This is a genomic window from Pseudomonas fluorescens, from assembly GCF_902497785.1.
GTDB lineage: Bacteria > Pseudomonadota > Gammaproteobacteria > Pseudomonadales > Pseudomonadaceae > Aquipseudomonas > Aquipseudomonas fluorescens_BO.
On the sequence record NZ_CABVHK010000001.1, the window covers coordinates 348,006 to 366,670 of the forward strand.

Here is an 18,665-nt window from a genome sequence, read left to right on the forward strand (position 1 = left end):
ACTCCGGCATTGCTCCGCGGGTCGCCGCGAAGGGCCATCCCTGGCCCAGCGCGGCTAAACCGGCATCCTTGCCGGTTTCCCCGCTGCGCAATGCCTGCGTTCGGCCAGCGTGGTTTTATGGGGCGCTCAGATCAAAATCAAAATCAAAACCGCGGCGGCCTTCGGGCCGACCGAGGCATCAAGCGGGCGCGCTGCGCTGATCTGACCGTGCACAACCTCTGGCCTGATGCAAACCCCCTGTGGGAGCGAGCTTGCTCGCGATGGCGGTGTGTCAGGCGACAAGTTTTTTGAGGGTGTACATATCCATTTTCTGCGGCCACGGCGGCTAATGGTTTCGCCCTTACGGCGAGTCACTTTGAACAGCACAAAGTAACCAAACGCTCTTGCCCCACCACTCGGCACCTCGCTCTGGCTCAGTGTGCCCTCACTCCGGCATTGCTCCGCGGGTCGCCGCGAAGGGCCATCCCTGGCCCAGCGCGGCTAAACCGGCATCCTTGCCGGTTTCCCCGCTGCGCAATGCCTGCGTTCGGCCAGCGTGGTTTAACGGGGCGCCTCAGATCAAAATCAAAGTCAAAATCAAAATCACAACCGCGGCGGCCTGCGGGCCGACCGGGGTATCAAGCGGGCGCGCTGCGCTGATCTGACCGTGTACAACCTCTGCGCCGAGCAGATTCCCTGTGGGAGCCGGCTTGCTGGCGAAGAGGCCCTCGAATCTGGCCGCTACATCAACGCCAGAATCCGCTTGCCCAACTGCTCCGCGCTGTCCTCCGATTCGACATTGGCAAACCCCAGCAGCAGCGCCGAATCGGTCTCTCCACGAACCCCCCAATCGCTCAGCGCTTCGGCGTAGATACCCGCTGCCAGCAAACGCTCGACCAGCGCACGGTCGGACTGTGGCGGCGTCAGACGCAGGATCAGGTGCATGCCGCCGGGCAGGGGGTCGATGTGAATTCGCTCGCCGAGGGCTTTCTTCAATCCGCGCGCCGTCGCTTCCCGGCGTTCGCCGTAGAGCTTGCGCATGCGCTGGATGTGGCGCGCGAAATGGCCTTCGGTGAGGAACGTCGCGACGATGGCCTGGGTCAGTTCCGGGCAGCCGCCGAGGAACGTCTCGCTGACGTGTTCGAAGCGTTCGACCTGCGCCGGCGGCACGACCAGATACGACAGGCGGATGCCCGGAAACAGCACCTTGCTGAACGTCCCGGCGTAGAGCACCCGGCCATCGCGATCCAGGCTTTTCAGCGCCGGCAGCGGACGGCTGATGTAACGGTACTCGCCGTCGTAATCGTCCTCGACAATCCAGGCCTGCTGCCGGGTCGCCCACTCCAGCAACGCCAACCGTCGCGGCAACGACAGCGACACGCACAGGGGGCTTTGGTGCGCCGGCGTGACCACGGCCGCTCTCGCCTCCACGGCACTGTTGACGCCTTGCGCGACTTGCATGCCGTCCTGATCCACCGGCACCGGGACTGCCTCGATTTGCAGGTGCGCGAGTAACTGGCGGGTCGGCAGGTAGCCGGGGTCTTCAACGAGCACGCGGTCCCCGGGTTGCAGCAGTGAGTGGGCGATCAGCGCCAGCGTGTTGCGGTAACCCGCCGTGATGAACACTTGCGCCGGCGAACAGTTGATGCCCCGTGCCACTTGCAGGTAAGTGGCAATCGCGGTGCGCAACGATGCCAGGCCCAGCACCGAAGGATTGGCCATGTCCGGGATGCGCGTGGCACGCACGCAGCGGGCGCCGATCTGTGCCCAGATTTTTCGCGGAAAGGCGTCCAGCGCCGGCAAGGCCATTTGAAAGGGCAGGACCGGCGCCTTGTGCCTGATCGAACCGCTCGCGGCAGTATTGAAAGGTTGATCCGCGTGAGCGGGGGCCTTTTTGACGCTGACCCCCGGCGCGACCACCGTGCCCGCCTGGCCCCGCGACACCAGATAGCCTTCCGCCGTCAGCAGTGAATACGCGGTGTCGATAGTGCCCCGCGCCAGGCCAAGCTCTTTCGCCAGCGCCCGGGCGGCGGGAATTCGCTCTCCGGGGGCGAGCAATCCATCGCTGATCGCCCCCCGAAACCGCCAGTAGATTTGCCGGTAAATCGGTTCCGGGGAGGCCGGATCAAGGGGTGAAAAGTGTTTGATGTGCAGAGTCATCGGCCTCACCGGTGCAGGTCGCAGAAAAATGCGCTTGAAGCGCCTGGTCTGTCTTGTGCCGGGCGGCGGCGACGGCTTCCGGGCCCATGGCCGTGCCTTCGACAGAGAAAAAATTCACGTCGTGCAGCCCGATCATACCCAGCACCGCTTTCAAGTAGGGCGTCAGAAAATCCGGCTGACGCGGGGTCACTCCGGAAAACCGCCCACCCGAGGACACGGCAACATACACCGGGCGATCGCGCAACAGGCTGGTTTTGCCTTGGGCGCCGACATTGAACGTGCGCCGTACCCGAGCGACATGGTCAATCCATAGTTTGAGTGTCGAGGGAATCGTGAAGTTATGCATCGGCGTGCCAATCACCAGCACGTCGGCACTGTGCAGTTCATCGATCAATGCGTCGGATCGGGCGATCGAGCCGGTGCTGCTGACGTCGGCGGACGCTTGCTGGGAAATCGCGTAGGGCGCGTCGATCGGGGATAGCGCGTCGCCACCGACCACCCGGCTGATCACGCTGGCTTGCGGATCGGCCTCCCGCAGTAAACCGACAATGATGCTCGACAGTCGATAGCTTTCAGAGGCTTCGCCGCGAGGGCTGCAAGTGACGTGGAGGATTTTCATGATGCACCCGATGGAATGTGAGAGGGGATCATTCTATGAAGCCCATGACCCAGGCCAAAGAGCCATGAATTGCATTATTCACTGGGCCATGATGGGTGTTTTATGGCCCAGTGCTAAAGGCTAATCATGGACCTTATCAGCTAGACCAAAACAACTGACGATGACGTTCCTCAATCAACAAACACAGGAACTCATCATGAGTAATCGTCTCGACTACGCCAAGGCTTCACCGGAAGGTTACAAGGCATTCGGCGGGGTTTACGTCTACCTGCAAAACAGTGGCCTGTCCCACGAATTGATCGATCTGGTCTACCTGCGGGTGTCGCAAATCAATGGCTGCGCCTTTTGCATCGACATGCATTCCCGCGATCTGGGCAAGCTCGGTGTCAGCGTAGAAAAACTGGTGTTGGTGCCGGTGTGGCGCGATGCCGGCGAAGTCTTCAGCCGCCGCGAACGTGTCGCGCTGAGCTGGGCGGAGACTGTCACCCGCGTGGCAGAGACCGGCGTTCCGGATGCGGACTATGCCGACGCGGCTGCCGAGTTCGGCGACAAGGAACTCGCGGACCTGACCTATGCAATCGGCCTGATGAACGCCTTCAACCGCTTCGGCGTGGCGTTCCGGGCGAAACCGGCGGCGGCCAGCAAGGCCTGAATCTCCCCTTGATCACCTACGCTCGCCGGGCTGTCAGGCTCGGCGGGTCAACCAAAGGAGTCATTACCATGGCATGGTCACTGCTCGGCCTCGCAGGCATTCTCGAAATTGCCTTCGCCTTCTTCATGAAGGGCTCAGACGGATTTACCCGATTAACCCCCGGACTGCTGGCGGCCGCGACGGGCTTGTCGAGCGTCTTCCTGCTGTCACTGTCGCTGCGAACCCTGCCGGTGGGCACGGCTTATGCGGTGTGGACCGGGATTGGTGCGGCGGGCACTGCCATTCTGGGGATGGCGGTGCTGGGCGACGCCACCACGCTGCTGCGGATCTTGTGCATCGCAGTAATCCTCGGCGGAGTCATCGGGCTCAAACTGGTCTCGGGTAACTGAGGCGGTGCGAGAAGGCATTTTGCTGGCCCCCAAGCCTCAAACTTACCGCCAGAATCGCTTAAATTTCAGGCGGTTAGGGCTGGCTTTAAATGCGCATTGTATGGATCACCCTGGTTTCGCTGGGCCTGGCAGGTATTGCCGCCCCAGCCTTGGCCAAAGAGCTGCAAACCAACGACCGGTATATGTGCAGCTGGGGCGCAGGTACCGCAGCAAGAGCCCAGGAACTCAAGCTGGCGGGCGTTTCGCTGTACGCCGCCCGCCAGAAATTGCAGACCTACAAGTTCACCAAGCCGTGGATGCGCATGACGGCGATGGGCATCACCGAGCAGACGTACGACAGTCCGTCACGGATTAAACCGGCGGCCTTGCGCCAGAGTTTTTACGACGATTGCGTGCGGTTCAAATTGGCGCGCAAATGAACACGTGACTTACAACCCTGCTTCCATCAGCTTCAGGTACTCGGGGCTGGCGGAAATCGAATTGTGCCCCACGCCGGGGATCACCTTGAGCGACGCGACGCCTTTGGCGAAATGCCCGAAGAGTGCTTCCGTGCTCGAACGCGGGATCACTTCGTCGTCTTCAGCCGCCAGCAGCAAGGTCGGGATCGAGATATGTTCGGCGTACTTCCACGATTCGAACCGGTCCTTGAGTAACCATTTCACCGGGAACACCGGGTACTGGCGCACCGCGAGGTCTTCCAGGCTGTTGTAGGGCGTAATCAGGATCAGCCGCGCGGCCGGGCGCTGACTGGCGAGGCGCACGGCGACACCCGACCCCAGGCTGCGACCGACCACGGCCACCTGCGGATGCGTGTCGTAGACCTTGTCGAACAACGTCAGCGCATCCTGAGCAATCGCCTCTTCGGAGGGCGAGCCACTGCTGCCACCGAAACCCCGGTAGTGCAGCAAGTACAGCGCGTGGTCGGGAAACGCCTCTGAAAACTCCGGCAAATTGCGCGAAACATCCTCGGCATTCCCCCCAAAATAAATCAACGCATTCGGCCCGGCGTGGGGCCGCACACTGACCTGTACCCGTGCATCGGCCACCGCCAGCGTGAGCATCGTCTGTGGCGTCGCGAGCGCGGCGGGTTGCGGGAAGTAGATCAGCGCGCGCTGAAACACGAACAGCGCGACACACAGCGCCAGGTACAGCGCAACGACGATGACGACGATAACCATCAGGGTGCGCGACATTCGGCTAACGTTAGTGGGGGCCATTGACTGCTCGGGGCCTGAAAGCGGCGAGTGCTGGAACGCTTTCAGAGTGTAGTCGAGCGACAGCGACGCGCGTGGCTTGCGACAATTCCTGGTACGCCTGTGGGAGCGAGCCTGCTCGCGAAAAACGTCTGGACGACACGTTCATTCAGACAGCACGCGTTATCGTTGTCGTCCTTCGCGAGCGGGCTCGCTCCCACATTTGGGTCGGCGTACAGCCATGATCCGGGCTTGCGCAGATTACTGGTACGCCTGTGGGAGCGAGCCTGCTCGCGAAAAACGACTGGACGACGCGTTCATTCAGGCAGCACGCGTTATCGTTGTCGTCCTTCGCGAGCGGGCTCGCTCCCACATTTGGGTCGGCGTACAGGCATGATCCGGGCTTGCGCAGATTACTGGTACGCCTGTGGGAGCGAGCCTGCTCGCGAAAAACGTCTGGACGACGCGTTCATTCAGACAGCACGCGTTATCGTTGTCGTCCTTCGCGAGCGGGCTCGCTCCCACATTGGGGTCGGCGTACAGGCATGATCCGGGCTGACTCGGCTGATGTTAAAGAAGTGGAAGGGCAACACCATGAGCCACACTGATGGATACACGCGTCGACAAATACTCACGCTGGCTGCCGGTGCTTCGGCGGTGCTCACTTTCGATCCGGCCTTCGCTGCCACCGCGCCGACGAAGGACACAGGAGGCAAGAACATGCTGACCCGCGCCATTCCTTCCAGCAACGAGCCATTGCCCATCGTCGGCCTGGGCACCTATCGCGGTTTTGATGTTGCACCGTCCGATCCGGCCTACAAAAATCTGCCCGCCGTCCTTGATGCATTGTTCGAAAAGGGCGGCACGGTGATCGACAGCTCGCCCATGTACGGTCGCGCCGAGCAGAGCACTGGCGAACTGCTGTCGATCCACCGGCCGCGCTCACCGGCCTTTCTCGCCACCAAAGTCTGGACCCGGGGTCGTGAGGAAGGCATCGCGCAGATGGAGCAGTCGTTCAAACTGCTGCAAACCGACCGCATCGACCTGATGCAGATTCACAACCTGCTGGACTGGAAAACCCATTTGCCCACCCTGCGCCAATGGAAGGAAGAAGGGCGCATTCGCTACATCGGCATCACCCATTACACCGCGTCGGCGTACGAAGAAGTCGAAGCCGTACTAAAGGCCGAGCCGCTGGATTTCTTGCAGATCAACTATGCGATGGATGATCGCGGCGTGGAGAAACGCATTCTGCCGCTGTGTCGCGAGCGGGGCGTGGCAGTGATCTGTAACCGGCCGTTCGGCGGCGGCGATTTACTCGCCCGGTTGAAGGGCAAACCGCTGCCGGGTTGGGCGTCGCAAGTGGGCGTCAACAGCTGGCCGCAACTGGCGCTCAAGTTCTTGCTCGCGCATTCGGCGGTAACCTGCGTGATTCCCGGCACCGGCAACCCGCGCTACATGGCGGACAATGCCGGCGCAGGTTTCGGCCCGACGCTGACGGGGGCGCAGCGCGAGCAGTTGATTGACGTGGTCGGCTAGCCCGCTAAACCAGGTAACGGCGGAACCAGCCCAGCGTCCGGTCCCAGGCCAGTCTGGCGGCGTCATCGTCGTATCGAGGCGTGGAATCGTTGTGGAAGCCGTGGTTGGCGCCGGGATAAACGTAGGCCTCATAGGTCTTGCCTGCGGCCTTCAACGCCTGCTCGTAGACGGGCCATCCTTCATTGATCCGTGTGTCCAGTTCGCCGTAGTGCAGCATCAGCGGTGCCTTGATGCTGGGGACATCCTTGGCCTCAGCCTGGCGACCATAAAAGGACACGGCAGCGCCCAGTTCCGGATACGCCACGGCGGCCGCGTTGGTCACGCCACCGCCGTAGCAGAACCCGGTGATGCCGACTTTTCCGCTGGTCGCGTCGTGTTTCATCAACCACTCGATGGCGGCGAAAAAGTCGTTCATGAGCTTCTCGGGGTCCACGGTGGCTTGCAGTTCCCGCCCTTTGTCATCGTTACCGGGGTAACCGCCCACCGAGGTCAACCCGTCGGGAGCGAGGGCGATGAAGCCGGCCTTGGCCAGACGCCGCGCGACGTCCTCGATGTACGGGTTGAGCCCACGGTTTTCATGCACGACCACCACCGCCGCGACTTTGCCTGTGGTTTTCGCCGGCCGCACCCGATAACCGCGCACCGTTCCGTTGCCCTTGGGCGAAGGGTAGGTGATGTACTCGGCGACGATCTCCGGGTCGGTGAATTCCACCTGCTCGGCCAACGCATAGTTCGGGCTCAGCGCCGCGAGCAATGCGCCGGCCGTCAAACCGCCCAGGGTGAACAACGCCGCACGGTCGAGAAACTCGCGCCGGTCGATCTTGCCGTGGGCGTAGTAGTCGTAGAGCTCAAGCAGCTCCGGGGCAAAGTCCTTCGCAGTGAGACGGGGCATCGGTGCGTTTCCTGTCGGGCGTTGGTCGGTCCCTGTCAGTTAAGCGCATGAACGGGGTTTTGGCAGGTGCCCGGTTGGCCGATGATCGATCAGCCCAAACACTGCGCCCCCGCCCGCGCCACTTGCGCATCCTGCTCGGCCTGGACCCCGGACACGCCGACCGCGCCGATCACCTGACCGTCGACGATGATCGGCACACCACCTTCCAGCGACGTCAGTAACGGCGCCGACAAAAACGCATAACGCCCACCGTTGACCATCTCTTCATAGCCCTTGGACTCGCGCCGGCCGAGTGCCGAGGTACGTGCTTTTTCGGTGGCGATGTAGGCGCCGATGGGCGCGCAGCCGTCGAGACGCTCGAGGGCGAGGGGGTGGCCGCCGTCGTCGACCACCACGATGGTCACGGCCCACTGGTTGGTCTGTGCTTCGGCGCGTGCGGCCGCGAGGATCTGGCTGACTTCGGTCTGGCTCAGGACGGCTTTGCTTTTCATCGGGACTCTCCGGTTACGGGTGAGGGCAGCGCGGCTTCGACCAGTTCGATCCAGTGCCGGACCGGGGTTCGACCCGCACCGTCGAGGTGGGACTGACAGCCGATATTGGCCGTGACAATGACGTCGGGATGGCCGCTTTCCAGCGCGTTGAGCTTGTTGTCGCGCAATTGCCGGGACAGCACGGGTTGAGTGATCGAGTAGGTGCCCGCCGAACCGCAACACAGGTGGCTGTCGGGCACGGCCGTGAGGTTGAAACCGAGGCGAGTCAGGATCGCTTCCACGGCGCCGCCGAGTTTTTGTGCGTGCTGCAAGGTGCAGGGGCAATGGAAGGCCAGACGCTGGTCGCTGTGCACGCCGAGCTTTTCCAGCGGTTCGACCCCGAGCACTTCCACCAGGTCTCTGGCCAGCGCACTGACGGCTTTCGCCTTGTCCGCATAGGCCGGATCATGTTCCAGTAAATGACCATAGTCCTTGATGAAGGCGCCGCAACCACTGGCGGTTTGCACGATGGCTTCAGCCCCGCGCTCGATGCCCGGCCACCAGGCATCGATGTTGCGGCGGGCGCGGTCGAGGCCGGCGGCCTGCGCGTCGAGGTGATAATCCACGGCCCCGCAGCACCCGGCCTCGCGGGTCGCGGCGACGCTGATGCCCAACCGATCCAGGACCCGCGCGGCGGCGGCATTGGTATTGGGCGACAGGCTCGGCTGCACGCAGCCTTCGAGCATCAACACCTGCCGGGCGTGGCGCGTGACCGGACGGACGCCGGCCGGTGAAACGTGACGCGGTAACTTGGCCTGCAGGGTGTTGGGCAGCAACGCCCGGAACACCCGGCCGCTGCTGACCAGCGCTTTGAACAGGCCCGGATTGGGGACGACGCTGCGCAATCCCTCGCGCAGCATTCGTTGTTCCAGTGAGCGCGGAACGGCCGCATCGACCACCGCACGTCCGATGTCGAGCAAGTTGTGATAGTCGACGCCGGAAGGGCAGGTGGTTTCGCAGTTACGGCACGACAGGCAGCGGTCCAGATGCTCCTGGGTCTTGCGGGTGACTTCGTTGCCTTCCAGCACCTGTTTGATCAGGTAGATGCGGCCCCTCGGTCCATCCAGTTCGTCACCGAGCAATTGATACGTCGGGCACGTGGCGTTGCAAAAACCACAGTGCACACAGCTGCGCAGAATGCTTTCGGCTTCTTCGGCGCGGGGCAGCTGGCGGGCGGTTTCGCTCAGGGTCGTCTGCATGGTTCAAAGCTCCGCGTACAGGCGTGCGGGGTTGAAGATGCCCCGGGGATCGAGCTGTTGCTTCAAGCTGCGGTGGTAGCGCAACAGGGCGGCGGGCAACGGCTGGAACGGGCTGTCGATCAGGCCATGGCTGTAGCAGGTGACGTGGCCGCCGACCTCTTCGACGATGTTGCGGATAAACCCGGCTTCGGCGTCTGACTTGAGCCAGCGCTGGGCACCGCCCCAGTCGATCAGTTGCCGGCCGGGCAGGGAAAGCCGCGGCGTGTTGTGCGGCACGGACAGGCGCCACAGTGGCTGGTCCTCGTCGAAAAAACTCAGGCGATGTTCGTTGAGGTCCGCCCAGTAGACACTGTCGAGCGGTTCGCCACCCAGGCGGTCATGGGCCGCCGTCACCGAGCCATCGCCACCCTCAAGCCGCAGGTGCAGATTCTCTCCGTCGTGGCACGCGGCGCTGATCGGCAGCGGTTGCTGGCCCCATTCCGCGAGGCGCAGCAAGGCGCGTTCAGTGTCCATTTCCAGGCTGATGCTCAGGCATTGCCGGGGTTTGGGCAGGACCTTGAGCGAGACCTCGGTGATTACGCCCAGCGCGCCAAAACTGCCGGCCATCAGGCGCGACAAGTCGTAGCCGGCGACGTTTTTCATCACTTCGCCACCGAAACGAAGATGCTTGCCGTGGCCGGTGATGACCCGTGTGCCAAGCACGAAGTCGCGCACCGAGCCTGACCACGGGCGGCGTGGCCCCGACAGGCCACTGGCGATCATGCCGCCGACGGTGGCGTCGTCACCGAAGGAGGGCGGTTCGCAGGGCAGCATTTGCTGGGCCGCCTCCAGCGCTTCGTTCAACTCGGACAACGGCGTGCCGCAACGGGCGGTGATCACCAGTTCGGTCGGGTCGTAACTGACGATGCCGCGGTGGGCGCGGGTGTCGAGCACTTCGCCCGGCACAATGCGCCCCAGAAACGCCTTGCTGTTGGCGCCCTGAATGCGCAGTGGCGTGGCGTTCTCCAATGCCCGGTTGACCTGCTCGAGCAGGGCGTGGCTGTCATCGAAATCCGGTTCGCCGCCCATCAAAAACGCTCCAGCTCAGGGAAGGGCAGTGCGCCCATGTGTACATGCATGGCGCCAAATTCGGCGCAGCGGTGCAGGGTCGGAATGTTCTTGCCGGGGTTGAGCAAACCGCTCGGGTCAAACGCGGCTTTGACCGCATGGAACAGCGTCAACTCATCGCTGTTGAACTGCGCGCACATCTGATTGATTTTCTCTCGGCCCACACCGTGTTCACCGGTAATGCTGCCGCCGACCTTTACGCACAATTCGAGGATTTTTCCGCCCAATGCTTCGGCGCGATCCAGCTCGCCCGGTTGATTGGCGTCGAACAGAATCAGCGGGTGCATGTTGCCGTCGCCGGCGTGGAATACGTTGGCCACGCGCAAGTCGTATTCGGCCGACAGCGCCGCAATCGCCTGCAGCACACCGGGCAATTCACGGCGCGGGATCGTGCCGTCCATGCAGTAGTAATCCGGCGACAGGCGTCCCACCGCCGGGAACGCGTTTTTGCGCCCGGCCCAGAAACGCACACGCTCGGCCTCATCGCGGGCCTGGCGCACTTCGGTGGCGCCGGCCTGCTCCAGCACCTGGCGCACACGGTTGCAGTCGTCGTGGACATCGGCTTCGACGCCATCGAGTTCGCACAGCAGAATGGCTTCGGCGTCCACCGGGTAGCCGGCGTGGATGAAGTCTTCGGCGGCACGGATCGCCAGGTTGTCCATCATTTCCAGACCGCCCGGAATAATCCCGGCGGCAATGATGTCGCCGACGGCGCGGCCGGCTTTTTCGACGGAATCGAATGCCGCCAGCAGCACCTTGGCGGTCTGCGGTTTGGGCAGCAGTTTTACCGTGACTTCGGTGATCACCCCGAGCATGCCTTCGGAGCCGGTGAACAGTGCCAGCAGATCGAAACCGGGCGAATCGAGGGCGTTTGCGCCCAGTGACAGGTGCTCGCCATCGACGGTCAGAATGTCGACCTTGAGCAGGTTGTGCACGGTCAGGCCGTACTTCAGGCAATGCACGCCGCCGGCGTTTTCCGCGACGTTTCCGCCGATCGAACAGGCGATTTGCGAAGACGGGTCCGGCGCGTAGTACAGCCCGAACGGCGCGGCCGCCTGGGAAATCGCCAAATTGCGCACACCGGGCTGGACCCGCGCGGTGCGGGCGGCAGGGTCAATGTGAAGAATGTTGTTAAAGCGCGCCATCACCAGCAACACGCCTTTTTCCAGCGGCAGTGCGCCGCCGGACAAACCGGTGCCGGCGCCGCGGGCAACCACCGGGACCTGCATTTCATGACAGAGCTTGAGCACGCCTTGCACTTCATCGAGATGGCGCGGCAGCACCACCAGCAGCGGCGTGGTGCGATAGGCCGAGAGGCCATCGCATTCGTAGGGCTTGAGCTCTTCCTGCTGATGCAGCACTTGCAGATCCGGCAAACGGGTTTGCAGGGCTTGGAGGAGTGCGGCCTTGTCGACGTTGGGTAGCGCACCGTCGACGCGTTCATCGTAGAGGATGTTCATAGTCGTTTTACGATACTCCGTTCGGGGAACGCCGGGCGGCGCCTGAGAGCCGACCTGACGGTTAGTCTAGTCAGTTACTCGGCGGCGAACGGTGAATACCCATGCGATGGCCAACAAAGAAACCTGTGGGAGCGAGCTTGCTCGCGATGGCGGACTCACACTCAATATTGATGTCGACTGACACTCCGCTATCGCGAGCAAGCTCGCTCCCACAGGGAATCCTCCTCAGTCCGGAATATGTGCACGACAAAACCAGCGAAGCGCGCCGGCTTGATGCTTCACTTAATGCCCACCCACCACCATCTGCGTAAACGGCGACACATACGCCTGCAACGTCACCAACCCACCCACCAGAATCGCCAGGATGATGGAGTGGAAGAACACATAACGCAGGATTTCCCCTTCATGCCCATACCAGCGCGTCGCCGTCGAGGCCACCACGATTGACTGGGCGTCGACCATCTTGCCCATGACCCCGCCAGAGCTGTTGGCCGCGGCCATCAATACCGGGCTGAGCCCCAATTGTTCGGCGGTCACTTTTTGCAAACCCCCAAACAGCACGTTGGACGCCGTGTCCGAACCTGTCAGCGCCACGCCAAGCCAGCCCAGCAACGTGCCGAACATGGGATAGAAAATCCCTGTCGCCGCAAAGGCCAGACCCATCGTGGCGTCGAGTCCCGAATACCGCGTGAGGAAACCGAGGGCGAGCATCGCCACGATGGTAATCAGCGAGTAGCGCACCACCCAGATGGTTCGCAGGTACTGTTTGATCAACTGCGGAATCGAATAACCCATCAGCAACCCGCCCAGAATCGCTGCCAGCAAGATGCCGCTGCCGGTGCTGGTGAGCCAGGTGAACTTGTAGACCGCTTCCTCGGTTTTAGGCGCAGGCACCACCGGCGGAACCTTCTCGATTTGCTGGTGGATGGTGCCGAACGTGATCACCGGGGCAAAGATCGGGTTGGCTTCGCGCAGTGGTTTGCCCTGCGGGTCGAGCTTCACCGAGTGCGTGACCGGATCCATCGCCGGGCGGGTATCGAACATGTTTTTGAAACCCTGGGTGCCCCAGGCGAACACGAACACCGTGAGGATGATCCACGGCATCCATGCGCGCATTACCGCGGGTTGGGCGTCGCTGGCGAACGTCGCGCTGGCGACGGGTTTTTCGTCATGCTCTTCGGCAATCTTGGAGTTGTCGACACGCCCGGACAGCGCGGCCGAGGTGTGCACGGTCGCGGGTTTCCACACTTTGAGGAAACCGGTGAGGCAGGCCATGGAAATCAGCGCGGCGATCACGTCCACCAGCATCGGCCCGTGGTAGTTGGAAACGACGAATTGCGGCACCGCAAAACTGACGCCGGCGACCAGGATGGCGGGCCAGATTTCCAGCATCTTGCGCCAGCCGGCAAACGCCCAGATCAGCCAGAATGGCACGATCACCGAGAAAAACGGCAGTTGCCGACCGACCATCATCGACAACTCCATTTCATCCAGGCCAGTGACTTTTGCCAGAGTAATGATCGGCGTGCCCAGCGCACCAAAAGCCACCGGCGCGGTGTTGGCGATCAACGCCAGGCCGGAGGCGGCGAGCGGCGAGAAGCCCAGGCCGATCAGGATTGCTCCCGTCACCGCCACTGGCGTACCGAAACCGGCCGCGCCTTCGAAAAAGGCGCCGAAACAGAAGGCGATCAACAGCAATTGCAGGCGCCGGTCGTCAGTGATGCGCGCCAGGGAATCCTGAAGTACCTTGAACGAGCCGTTCTCGGTGGTCAGTCGGTGCAGAAAAATGATGTTGAGCACGATCCAGCCAATTGGCAGCAAGCCATTGGCGGCGCCATACAGAGCGGCCGAACCGGCCATGTTCGCCGGCATGCCGAAGGCGAAGATGGCGATGACCAGTGCAGAGGCGAGGGCGAGCAGCGCCGCCAAATGCGCCTTGATGTGGAAAAACGCCAGGGCTGCCAGCATGACCACGACCGGCACTGCTGCCATGATGGTTGAAAAGACCGGGTTGCCGAACGGATCGTAGATTTGCTGCCAGACCATGCTCCACCTCTGCTTTTTATTGTTGGGAGTGCAGACCCCGAGGGGGCGGTGGCTAGTAGTATAGGTGGCATTGCGCCGCTGTCTTGTCGCCGTTGAAACAGGCCTTTGGGCGGGGTTGGCCTTAACAATAAGGGCTGCGGGACGCGTTGACCGATTTCAATACCTGGAGGAACGCAACCATGACTGAACGCCATTTGCTCCATACGGAAACGCTGTCGAACGGATGCACCATCAAGGTCAAGGCCGAGATCCTGCGGGACGGTTCGTTGGGAATGTTCATAGGTGTCTACCTGCCTGATGACACGGCCATAGAAGAGAACGACCATCCAGCGCTGCATTTTCTCGACATGGAGGCGGCGATGGAATGGGGGATTGAGGAAGCCCGGAAGATCGGCAACGGGCAGCGGACGTTGTAGGACATAAAAGATCGCAGCCTGCGGCAGCTCCTACACAGGAACGGCGTACATCCCGTAGGAGCTGCCGAAGGCTGCGATCTTTTCGCTTTTTAATGCTTGAACATCACATGCCGCACCACGGTGTAGTCCTCCAGCCCATACATCGACATGTCCTTGCCGTAGCCGGACAATTTCTGACCGCCATGGGGCATTTCACTGACGAGCATGAAGTGGGTGTTCACCCAGGTGCAGCCATACTGCAAGCGCGCCGACAGGCGATGCGCGCGGCCGACATCGGCGGTCCACACCGACGAGGCCAGGCCGTAGTCCGAATCGTTGGCCCAACCCAGCACCTGCGCCTCATCGCTGAATTTCGTCACCGAGACCACCGGCCCGAATACTTCGCGACGGACGATCTCGTCATCCTGCTGCGCATCGGCCAGCACCGTCGGCTCGAAGAAGAAACCGTTGCCTTCCACCGCCTTGCCGCCGGTAATCAAGCGGATGTGCGATTGCGCCACGGCGCGTTCGACAAACCCGGCCACGCGGTCACGATGCTGCGCGGTGATCAGCGGGCCGAGCTCGGTCGCCGGATCATCCTGCAAGCCGTACTTGATGCTGCTGACCGCCTCACCGAGTTTCTCGACGAATTTTTCGTAGATGCCGGCCTGCGCGTAGATGCGGCAGGCGGCGGTGCAGTCTTGGCCGGCGTTGTAGAAACCGAAGGTGCGGATGCCTTCCACGGCGGCATCGATGTCGGCGTCGTCGAAGATGATCACCGGGGCCTTGCCGCCCAGTTCCATGTGCATGCGTTTGACGCTGTCGGCGGTGCTGGAAATGATGTTCGAGCCGGTGGCAATGGAGCCGGTCAGCGAGACCATGCGCACTTTCGGGTGGGTGACCAGCGGGCTGCCAACCGTAGGACCACGACCAAAGACCAGGTTGAGCACGCCGGCCGGGAAGATTTCCGACGCCAGTTCGGCCAGGCGCAACGCGGTCAGCGGGGTTTGTTCCGACGGCTTGAGCACCACGGTATTACCGGCGGCGAGGGCCGGGGCGATTTTCCAGGCGACCATCATCAACGGGTAGTTCCATGGCGCGATGGAGGCGATCACGCCCACCGGGTCGCGGCGGATCATCGAGGTGTGGCCCGGCAGATACTCACCGCCGGCAGAACCGCTCATGCAACGGCTGGCGCCGGCGAAGAAGCGGAACACGTCGGCAATCGCCGGGATCTCGTCGTTCAGCGCGGCGCTGTAGGGTTTGCCGCAGTTGTCCGATTCGAGTTTCGCCAGCTCTTCGCCGTGGGCTTCAATGGCGTCGGCGAGTTTGAGCAGCAGCAACGAGCGGTCTTTCGGCGGGGTTTGCGACCAGCCGTTGAATGCGGCATCGGCGGCACGCACGGCGGCGTCAACCTGGGCTTCGCTGGCTTCGTTGATTTCCACCAGCACACGACCGAGGGCCGGGTTGAATACTGGTTGGGCGGGGCCATCGCCAGTGATGAGTTGGCCGTTGATCAAGAGTTGGGTCTGCATGTTCATCTCCTCTTCGAAGCTATTATTTTTCTATCGAAACCGAATCCCCGTAGGAGCTGCCGAAGGCTGCGATCTTTTGATCTTGATCTGCAAAAGCAAAGTCAAAAGATCGCAGCCTTCGGCAGCTCCTACAGGGTTCGGTTTCGACAGGGATGATCGTGATCAGATTGTCGGTCTGTTTACCGCTGTGCCGGAGACATCAACGGCCTTAGCCAACGGTTTTGAAAACTTCCACGCATCCCCCGCCGGCGCCGTGCCTTTGTCGTATGGCTTGCCGAGCAGCATGTAGACCAGCCCGGCGCCCATCACCACCAGCGTGGTCAAAATCATCGAGTAGTTGATGTACCAAGGCGCATCCGGCGCGCGTGGCCAAACCATGTTGACGATGGCGCACACGCCGTAGATCAGCGCGGCGAGGTTCACCCAGATACCCCAGGCGCCGAGCGTGAACTGCCCGTTCGGGCGCCAGCCCTTGGCGCGGGCGATCAGGGCCGCGACGACGATCAACTGGAACGCCACGTAGATGCCGATCGCGGCAAAGCCGACGATGGTCGCCACGGCGTCTGCCATGAACATGCCCAGGCAGACAATCGCCGCTGGCACCAGGCCGCTGATCAGCAACGCAAAGGACGGCACGTGGTTGCCCGAAAGGCGTTTGAGCAGCGAGCTGCCGATGATCATTTCGTCACGGGCATAGGCGAACAACAGACGGCTGGCGGCCGCTTGCAAGCTCAGCACGCACGAGATGAACGACACCATCACCACCGCCATCACCAGTCGCGAGCCCACCGGGCCGAAGGCGTTGGCGAGGATGGTCGCCACCGGATCGGTGTCTTCGCCGGCCAGTACCTTGGCCATGTCCGGCACCGACAGGATCAGCGCCAGGCAGGCGAACATCGCCGCCGCGCCACCGATGTAGATGGTCATGCGCATCGCTTTCGGAATCCGCTTGCCCGGGTTCGGGGTTTCTTCAGCGACATCGCCGCAGGCTTCGAAACCGTAGTATTGGAACAGGCCGGCCAGCGAGGCCGCGAGGAACGCCGGCAAGTACGAGCCGTTGACCTCAAGGTTGAAGGTGTCGAACAGCACGCTGAACGGCTGATGACGCTCGAAGATCAGCAGATAGCCGCCGACCAGAATCGCACCGACCAGTTCGCACAGGAAACCGAACATCGCCACCCGCGCCAGGAGCTTGGTGCCCACCAGATTGAGTGCGGTCGAAAGCAGGATGATTGTCAGGGCAATGTAGATGTTGGCTTCGGGTCCGGGACTGAAGCCCAGCATGATCGCCAGATACGGCCCCGCGCCCACCGCAACCCCGGCAATCGTGGCGCACAAGGCCCAGGCATACACCCAGCCGACCATCCACGCCCAGCGCTTGCCCACCAGGCGACGGGCCCACGGGTAGACGCCACCGGAAATCGGGAACTGCGAGACGATTTCACCGAAGATCAGGCACACCAGCAATTGGCCGGCGCCGATCAGCAGGTATGACCAGAACATCGGCGGGCCGCCTGCGGCGAGGCATAAGCCAAACAAGGTGTAGACGCCGACGACCGGCGACAGGTAGGTAAAGCCCAGGGAGAAGTTCTCCCACAGGCTCATGCTGCGGTTGAAATCCGAACTGTAGCCGAGGGCGCGGAGCTGTTCCGCATCCTGATCGGCGCTGACGCTTGCACGCGCGTTGGGTGAGCCACTCATTTTATTTCCTCATTATCAATGGCAGTGGGGGGTGATGCTGGCGGGTTGCCCCGCCGTTGCTCGTTTGAGCTTGTTGTTTTCAGTTCCTTGCAGGTTTGCCCTGGCCCAATGTGGGAGTGAGCTTGCTCGCGATAGCGGCGTATCAGCCAACATTAATGTTGAAGGTAATGGCCTCTTCGCGAGCAAGCTCGCTCCCACAGGGGTTGTGGGTTCACGCCTGTTTTTTGGTGTCGCTATCGCGCCCATCGTCGTACTGCGACAGCCACTCGACCGCCGCATCGCGATAGCGACTGAAGCCTTTGTAATCGACCAGTTGCTGATTCAAATCCCGCAGCACGCGGTGCATGCGTCGGGCCCATGCCGGGTTGGTGGCGATGTCTTCGAGGCTGAGCAGGTAAGTGCGGATCGGAAAAACAATCGCGTTGCTGCGCGGCAGGCGATGCAGCGGTTGCAACTCAATGCGCAGGTAAACCAGCTTGCCGGCGTTTTCTGCAGTCACGATGGTCCGGTCCGGCGCCCATTCCGGCAGGCTTTCGGCCGACACTTCGAGGCGCGGGTTGACGGTCAGCGACCAGTTCAGGCGCCGCACCGGATGGCCGGTGCGCAGGCGCAGGAGGAACTTCAGGGCGCGGTCGAGCATGCCGATTTCCTTGACCAGCGGCACCGGCCCGTGAAACTCCTCCCAGCTCATGCCGAGGTTGAAACGCAGGGAATAATCGGCGCGCTGGGTGGCGATCCCCGCACCCCAATACAACGTGCCGTCACGTTCTTCCTGCAACACCCAGTCGCCCTGGGCCTGGCGCGTCACGTACTCCATCGGTTCGTAGGGCAGGGTCGCCGGATCGCCGAAGGTGAAATGGTCGTCGATGTCCAGCAGCCGGTTGGTCCAGTGCCACTGCCGGCCTTCACGCGCCAGGCTGAAGTACTGCGGATAGTCCCGGGCATAGGATTCCATGATCAGCTCGAGCAAATCCCATTGCGCCTCCATCATGTGCGGCGCCGAGACGTAGTGCATGCCCGGATCTTTCTCCAGGGTGATCGCGCGGTCGCGGCATTCGCTGATGTAATGCTCGTCGATATCGAACGCGGCGCGAAACGCACCGTCGCCCACCGACACATGCGGTTCGAGGTTCATCGAATACATGTAATCGTCATCGGGGAACGGGAAGGGCGCGCGGGCGATGGTTTCCGGGCTGTTGGCGAAGGTGTAGTCGTCGCGATAGGTTTCGTCGGGATTGAATTTGATATTCATGGTTTTTTCTCCGTCGA

The 18,665-nt window shown here is 62.2% G+C and carries 17 protein-coding genes; 5 read left to right on the forward strand and 12 right to left on the reverse strand.

Features of this window, described 5'->3' with window-relative positions:
- Nucleotides 1–720: 720 nt before the first annotated feature.
- Entirely contained in the window at nt 721–2,139 is a 1,419-nt protein-coding gene (locus F8N62_RS01710; RefSeq protein WP_150709324.1) for a PLP-dependent aminotransferase family protein, read from the reverse strand.
- Nucleotides 2,105–2,758 (reverse strand): FMN-dependent NADH-azoreductase, encoded by a 654-nt coding sequence (locus F8N62_RS01715; protein WP_150709325.1) that lies wholly within the window; start codon nt 2,756–2,758, stop codon nt 2,105–2,107. Before F8N62_RS01715 ends, F8N62_RS01710 begins: the two co-directional genes overlap by 35 nt.
- Before the next feature lie 196 nt (nt 2,759–2,954).
- Between F8N62_RS01715 and F8N62_RS01720 the strand changes: the two genes are divergently transcribed.
- From F8N62_RS01720 to F8N62_RS01730, 3 genes are all read left to right on the forward strand, one after another.
- The gene (locus tag F8N62_RS01720) at nt 2,955–3,410 is read left to right on the forward strand and encodes a carboxymuconolactone decarboxylase family protein (RefSeq protein WP_150709326.1); all 456 of its coding nucleotides are present in this window, start codon (nt 2,955–2,957) and stop codon (nt 3,408–3,410) included.
- Nucleotides 3,411–3,478: 68 nt separating this feature from the next.
- A complete protein-coding gene (locus F8N62_RS01725) occupies nt 3,479–3,799 on the forward strand; it encodes a DMT family transporter (protein WP_150709327.1) in 321 nt (106 codons plus the stop codon).
- Between the two features lie 89 nt (nt 3,800–3,888).
- A complete protein-coding gene (locus F8N62_RS01730; protein WP_150709328.1) occupies nt 3,889–4,218 on the forward strand; it encodes a hypothetical protein in 330 nt (109 codons plus the stop codon).
- A 9-nt stretch (nt 4,219–4,227) separates the two neighbouring features.
- Here F8N62_RS01730 and F8N62_RS01735 read toward each other — a convergent pair whose 3' ends face one another.
- Nucleotides 4,228–5,016, reverse strand: a complete 789-nt coding sequence (locus F8N62_RS01735) for an alpha/beta hydrolase (RefSeq protein ID WP_150709329.1) — start codon at nt 5,014–5,016, stop codon at nt 4,228–4,230.
- Between the two features lie 570 nt (nt 5,017–5,586).
- On the opposite strand from F8N62_RS01735, the gene F8N62_RS01745 reads away from it, so the two are divergent.
- A complete protein-coding gene (locus tag F8N62_RS01745) occupies nt 5,587–6,531 on the forward strand; it encodes an aldo/keto reductase (RefSeq protein WP_150709331.1) in 945 nt (314 codons plus the stop codon).
- A gap of 4 nt (nt 6,532–6,535) precedes the next feature.
- On the opposite strand, the gene yghX is transcribed toward F8N62_RS01745, so the two are convergent.
- From yghX to F8N62_RS01775, 6 genes are all read right to left on the reverse strand, one after another.
- Nucleotides 6,536–7,423 carry a YghX family hydrolase gene (gene yghX / locus F8N62_RS01750; protein ID WP_150709332.1) on the reverse strand — a complete coding sequence of 296 codons (888 nt, stop codon included), beginning with the start codon at nt 7,421–7,423 and terminating at the stop codon, nt 6,536–6,538.
- A gap of 89 nt (nt 7,424–7,512) precedes the next feature.
- Nucleotides 7,513–7,914, reverse strand: coding sequence for a heme-binding protein (locus tag F8N62_RS01755; protein WP_150709333.1), 402 nt, complete (start codon nt 7,912–7,914; stop codon nt 7,513–7,515).
- A complete protein-coding gene (gene glcF, locus F8N62_RS01760; RefSeq protein WP_150709334.1) occupies nt 7,911–9,152 on the reverse strand; it encodes a glycolate oxidase subunit GlcF in 1,242 nt (413 codons plus the stop codon). Before glcF ends, F8N62_RS01755 begins: the two co-directional genes overlap by 4 nt.
- A 3-nt stretch (nt 9,153–9,155) precedes the next feature.
- Nucleotides 9,156–10,220 (reverse strand): glycolate oxidase subunit GlcE, encoded by a 1,065-nt coding sequence (gene glcE, locus F8N62_RS01765; protein WP_150709335.1) that lies wholly within the window; start codon nt 10,218–10,220, stop codon nt 9,156–9,158.
- Nucleotides 10,220–11,719: a glycolate oxidase subunit GlcD gene (gene glcD / locus F8N62_RS01770; RefSeq protein ID WP_150709336.1), complete on the reverse strand. Its 1,500-nt coding sequence runs from the start codon at nt 11,717–11,719 to the stop codon at nt 10,220–10,222. Before glcD ends, glcE begins: the two co-directional genes overlap by 1 nt.
- 282 nt (nt 11,720–12,001) lie before the next feature.
- On the reverse strand, nt 12,002–13,765 hold the full coding sequence (locus F8N62_RS01775; RefSeq protein ID WP_150709337.1) for an L-lactate permease: 1,764 nt from the start codon (nt 13,763–13,765) through the stop codon (nt 12,002–12,004).
- 179 nt (nt 13,766–13,944) lie between these two features.
- On the opposite strand from F8N62_RS01775, the gene F8N62_RS01780 reads away from it, so the two are divergent.
- Entirely contained in the window at nt 13,945–14,181 is a 237-nt protein-coding gene (locus tag F8N62_RS01780) for a hypothetical protein (RefSeq protein WP_150709338.1), read from the forward strand.
- Between the two features lie 89 nt (nt 14,182–14,270).
- On the opposite strand, the gene F8N62_RS01785 is transcribed toward F8N62_RS01780, so the two are convergent.
- The 3 genes from F8N62_RS01785 to F8N62_RS01805 all read right to left on the reverse strand — a co-directional run bounded on the left by F8N62_RS01785 (nt 14,271) and on the right by F8N62_RS01805 (nt 18,648).
- Nucleotides 14,271–15,695: a gamma-aminobutyraldehyde dehydrogenase gene (locus F8N62_RS01785; protein WP_150709339.1), complete on the reverse strand. Its 1,425-nt coding sequence runs from the start codon at nt 15,693–15,695 to the stop codon at nt 14,271–14,273.
- Nucleotides 15,696–15,857: 162 nt separating this feature from the next.
- On the reverse strand, nt 15,858–17,396 hold the full coding sequence (locus F8N62_RS01795) for an APC family permease (RefSeq protein ID WP_150709340.1): 1,539 nt from the start codon (nt 17,394–17,396) through the stop codon (nt 15,858–15,860).
- Between the two features lie 211 nt (nt 17,397–17,607).
- Nucleotides 17,608–18,648, reverse strand: a complete 1,041-nt coding sequence (locus F8N62_RS01805; RefSeq protein WP_150709342.1) for a heme-dependent oxidative N-demethylase family protein — start codon at nt 18,646–18,648, stop codon at nt 17,608–17,610.
- Between the last annotated feature and the right edge of the window lie 17 nt (nt 18,649–18,665).